The sequence below is a fragment of the Candidatus Nitrosarchaeum limnium BG20 genome, from assembly GCF_000241145.1.
GTDB lineage: Archaea > Thermoproteota > Nitrososphaeria > Nitrososphaerales > Nitrosopumilaceae > Nitrosarchaeum > Nitrosarchaeum limnae.
The window spans coordinates 1-5,106 of the sequence record NZ_AHJG01000220.1 but is presented as its reverse complement, the minus strand read 5'-3'; the positions used below and the strand labels follow the sequence as shown (position 1 = coordinate 5,106).

The 5,106-nt window shown below is 31.8% G+C and carries 5 protein-coding genes; all 5 read left to right on the top strand.

Annotated elements, in window-relative coordinates; all coding sequences use genetic code 11:
- Window positions 1-257 precede the first annotated feature (257 nt).
- The gene (locus tag BG20_RS07725; RefSeq protein ID WP_010193217.1) at window positions 258-1,757 is read left to right on the top strand and encodes a PQQ-dependent sugar dehydrogenase; all 1,500 of its coding nucleotides are present in this window, start codon (window positions 258-260) and stop codon (window positions 1,755-1,757) included.
- A 267-nt stretch (window positions 1,758-2,024) separates the two neighbouring features.
- Complete coding sequence (locus BG20_RS07720) at window positions 2,025-2,453, top strand: hypothetical protein (RefSeq protein ID WP_010193215.1); 429 nt, start codon at window positions 2,025-2,027, stop codon at window positions 2,451-2,453.
- Window positions 2,454-2,810: 357 nt separating this feature from the next.
- Window positions 2,811-2,972 (top strand): hypothetical protein, encoded by a 162-nt coding sequence (locus BG20_RS12425; protein WP_157999286.1) that lies wholly within the window; start codon window positions 2,811-2,813, stop codon window positions 2,970-2,972.
- 362 nt (window positions 2,973-3,334) lie between these two features.
- Window positions 3,335-4,126, top strand: a complete 792-nt coding sequence (locus BG20_RS07715; RefSeq protein ID WP_238527562.1) for a carboxypeptidase-like regulatory domain-containing protein — start codon at window positions 3,335-3,337, stop codon at window positions 4,124-4,126.
- Between the two features lie 130 nt (window positions 4,127-4,256).
- The coding region (locus BG20_RS07710) for a fibronectin type III domain-containing protein (protein ID WP_048097163.1) at window positions 4,257-5,106 on the top strand (850 nt) is incomplete at its 3' end.

The window sequence follows — 5,106 nt, the reverse complement described above, 5'->3', positions numbered from 1 at the left end:
AGTCCCTGTGGGCCCATTTTTGTACCCAAAAAGTGGCTGGGCTCAAAAATTTCAGCTGTTGAAATTATTTTTTAAAACAATTCAAACTCTAAGAATTGAATCCAAGATCATCTTCGTTAGTGTATTTATCATTTGGTCATAATGTGATGAATTTTTGACGAACGTTCAGAGAACATAAAACAACATTAACTAGATCAGAATTATTGTTTTTTGTGAGAGTATTTCTTTTAGCTTGTATAGTAATTTTCATTGGAGTTATGGTGATTCCATCTGCATTTACAGATGACGCAAATAATTCTGAATCAACAACATTACCAAAAGTTCTTGATGAAAACTATGTAGTTGAACAATTTGTGGAAGGTATTCCAAACAGTCCAACCGCAATGACTTTTGTTGGAGATGATATTTTTGTTTTAGAGAGAAGTAGTGGAGTAATTAGATTGATAAAAAATGGAATTTTACAACAAGAGCTAATTTTAGATGAGGCTGTTGCAAATGATGGAGAAAGAGGAATGCTTGGGATTACATCTGATGGTTTCAAAGTTTATGTATATTTCACAGCAGCAGATGTTGATGCAGGGAAGGCAATTGAAAATAGAATTTACAAATATGATTGGAATGGAGAAAAACTAGTAAATCCAGTATTACTCAAGACTCTACCAAGCGATAATCATTTTCATAACGGTGGAGCAATGACTAGTTTTGGTGGACAGATATATGCTGTAATTGGAGACAATGGAAATTATGGTAGACTACAAAACAGAGATACAGAATGGAAAAATGATACAAGTGTAATTCTCAGAATAGATCCATCAGGATCCTACTATGCTATGGGAATCAGAAACAGTTTTGGTATAACAGTAGATCCAATAACGGGAAATTTATGGGATACTGAAAACGGTGATGATTCATTAGATGAAATTAACTTTATTCCAGAAAATTTTAACAGTGGTTGGATTGAGATAATGGGAATTACAAAGAATCAAACTCTAATTGATTCATTACCAAAATACGGGGATTTTGTTTACAGTAATCCAGAATTTGTATGGGAAAAACCCGTTTGTCCTACTGGAATTACATTCAGTACATCAGAAAAGTTTACGCAAACAGACAGTGTCTTTGTCGGGGATTGTAATAATGGAAATCTCTACAGATTTAATTTAAATGAAGATAGAACTGGTTTTGTTTTTAGTTCATTTGATCTGCAAGATAACACTTTGAACATCGGTGAGTCAAATAAAGAAATTTTGTTTGGGACTGGATTTGGTGCAATTACAGATGTTGAAGAAGGTCCAGACGGTTTTCTGTATATTGTATCACTATCGAATGGAAAAATATACCGAATAATTCCAAAAGAGATTACTCCAAGTGTATCTGAATCAAAAGGTGGTGGATGTCTAATTGCTACTGCAACATATGGTTCTGAACTAACACCGCAAGTACAACAATTACGTGAATTACGAGATAATTCTTTGCTCCAAACAACATCAGGTATATCGTTTATGAGTACATTCAATCAATTCTACTATTCGTTTAGTCCAACTGTAGCAGACTGGGAGAGAGAAAATCCAGTATTCAAAGAGACAGTAAAAATTATACTGACTCCAATGATTTCAAGTTTATCTATTCTAAATCATGTAGATATGGACTCAGAAGCTAAAGTGTTAGGATATGGAATTTCTTTAATTTTACTAAATATAGGAATGTACTTTGTAGCACCTGCAATTACTGTGTGGCAAATTAAAAAACGAATTTAATTTCCACGCCTATCTGTATCTATTTCTATCTACAATTTGATAGCTGAGTTTCTGTAGGAAGTTTCTTGGAACTTTACCAAATGGTAAAATTGTTATCAAAAACAGCTAGGGCTTAAACTACCTGATTGTATGGCTAACTTTCTGTTACCAATTTTTCAAATTTTTCTGAATCTTTAGATAATGGAAATTTACACTATTGCCAAATTGGCATATGAAACCAACTCAAATTTCAGCGCGGCTTATTATCATTTACGATAATACAACATAATGTCAAAAATCTTATCTGAAATGCAAGGGAAAAATAAAACGGCTTTAAAATATGGATTTACTATTATGGTAGTCTCTCTATTTGTTATGTCTGGTTTTAATACAAATCTATTTGCAGAAGAATTAGAAAAAATAACATTCATTGGAGTAGATAAAGAGCAATTTGAACAACCTCACTCAAAATATAATTATGAACATATTATAATTTCAGGATATGTTGAAGATTATACTAGAGGAGATGAGATTTTAGTAGTAATCATTCATCCAGATCAATCCCAAAATGAAATTCATACACATGCTACAAAGAAGGGAGAGATTTACACACTATTTGATATAAGTAATGATTCACAAATAGGAGTTTACAATGTAATTTTAAAATACAGAGATGCGGAATTAGCAACTACCTCATTTGAAATTATAGAAAAATAATCTGATATCTTGCGAAAAAAATAGAGCGAATACAAGGAATTTTCTGAAAGCTGACAAAACACAGTAATCTTATCAGAGTATCTACAAACTCCTTACTAACCGTTAGTGAGATAATCTATAACAAATAGAAATTTTTTTAATTAAAAAGATTGGGCCAAATTGCCCAACCCTGGACTGGTCTGTGTTAACAATGACTCCGCTAAGAGTACATTATTAATTCAGAATAATTAACTTAAAAGACTCCCGTAGAAATCATTCATTCAAATTATCAGTATTCCCTAAATACTGATTTGAACTTAAAATATTTTATTAATATTTTTTCTAAATCCTTAAGTTTAGAAAATTTTTAGAAAAATAGTGCAAGAAAAAGAGTCTGACTTAGACGAGGAAACACGCATAATGCTAAATGGATTAGATAAAGTAGTTGAACATTTGACAATAGAACTTCGTGAATTACAATTAGAAAATACTGCACTTAAAACAGAATTGGCAAAACTAAAAGAAAAAAATAAACTGTAAATTCTTAAGTTTTATACAAAAAATGATGATTATTAAAAATAACACATGTTAATTTTTCAATTTAATTCCTGAATAATAAAAAATATTATTTTTGTACTAATACACCTAACTAAATATTCTATAACCAATCTTATATTCAAAAAGAATTTCATTTAGATAGCTGTATCATCAAGTTTTTCATATTCGTGGCTAAATCCTAGCATTTTCATAGTTTAAACAGTTTAGATGGTTGCTAAATAATTTCAACTCATTTGCTTATCTTCAAAGTTAGATGCATAGAATAGTTGTATTCAAAAATTCTTTTAATCATATTCCTTTCCGTATCGGTTTCTCTTGTTTCAGCTCAAACATCTCAGTTTATTTTGTCTGCCAAAATTCCAGATACATTTTATGATGGAGATATCCCAAAGATAACTGGTAAAGTACTTGATCAATCACACAAACCAGTTTCAGATGCTAAAGTACAAATTCAATACCCTACAGAAACAGTTGAAACTACAAGTAAAGGTGACGGATCATTTGACATCTCTCCTACAAAGCCTATGAGCTTAGGTTTGGCATACGGAACAAGTATAATTATTTCAAAAGATGGTTTTACAATGGGTTTTTTCCCAATAGAGTACGCTGTTATTGAAAAACCACAATTACCACCTATTATAATGCATGAAAATAATGAAGCGAATCAAACCATGATTATTAACAATGACACAAATAGTTCTACCGCGGATCTTTCTCAATCACAACAAGAACTGCTATCTACAATATTAGAACATAATAATACAAATGAGAATAATGACACTTTAAGTGGGCAAAGAATAATTGCACAGAACTATTTAGAGCAAGATATTACTAAATCAGAAAAAGAGTTTGAAAAATATAATCCATTTAATGTATTTTCTCGTTTTGTAGAAAATTTTGATGATTCAATAAGAAATATTTTCTTGGGACAATTTGCTGTTACTCAAAAACAACATGAAGAGGGACAAAAGGCACTAAATGAAGCATTAAACAGTGGTCAAAGCTCTCAGATGGCAATGAATGCATTTAATGACAAAGCTAAAATTTCACGTGATACAATAATTGAACTTAACAATAACATTAATCATGACTATAAGCCGATAAATCGTTCAGAAAACACTACTAAATTAAAATGATTTCTAATCCAAAATTTGATCTTATCAAATCTCATATAACATTCAAAATTTTCACTGACTGGCAGATAATAACAAACACCGTAGAATAATTCATGAGAAATACATATCTTCTTAATCTTTGAGTATGGCTATGAACAAAACTCTTAATGTTGCACTTGCTTGCCTTTCGATCTTTCTTTTAGCATTAATACCATCAGAGATTAGTGCTGCAACTATACCTTCAAGCCCTACTGATATCACTGCAACTGCAATATCTTCAACTCAAATCAATATCTTTTGGAATACTCCCTCAAATGATGGCGCTTCTCCAATTACAGGTTACAAGGTTGAAGTAAAATCTGGTACTGGCTCATATTCTGTTTTAGGTAATACTGTTGATACAACTTATTCTCATACTGGTCTTACTACTGGTACTTCATACACATACAAGGTTTCAGCAATAAACTCTGTTGGTACAAGTGTAGCATCAACTGAAGTTTCCGCTACTCCTACATCGTCCTCTACTGGTTCACTTCCAGGTAAACCTACCAATCTTACTGGATATGCAGCATCTCCAATAAAAGCAACCCTATTTTGGAATGCTCCAACTAATAATGGTGGATATCCAATAACTGGATACAAAATTGAATATCGAGTAAATTCTGGAACTTATACAGAATTAATTTCAAACACCGCAAGTACATCTACAACTTATTCTCATAATAATCTGGTTACAAACTCTGTCTATACTTATCGTATCTACACAATCACTACATTTGGAACTAGCAGTACACCCTCATCTGAAGTAGTTGTTCAACCAAAATCTTCATCAACTACAACAGTGCCAGGTGCTCCTACCAATCTTACATCTTCTGCTGTGTCACCTACTCAAGTCAATCTATTTTGGTCTGCACCTGCCAACAATGGTGGTTCTCCAATTACAGGTTACAAAATTGAATACAAGTCAGGCTCTGGCACATACTCTACTTTAACAACCACTC

Bases quoted from the DNA above. Each gene is read 5' to 3' on its own strand.
- BG20_RS07725 (WP_010193217.1), top strand. From the start codon at position 258: ATGGTGATTCCATCTGCATTTACAGATGACGCAAATAATTCTGAATCA.
- BG20_RS07720 (WP_010193215.1), top strand. From the start codon at position 2,025: ATGTCAAAAATCTTATCTGAAATGCAAGGGAAAAATAAAACGGCTTTA.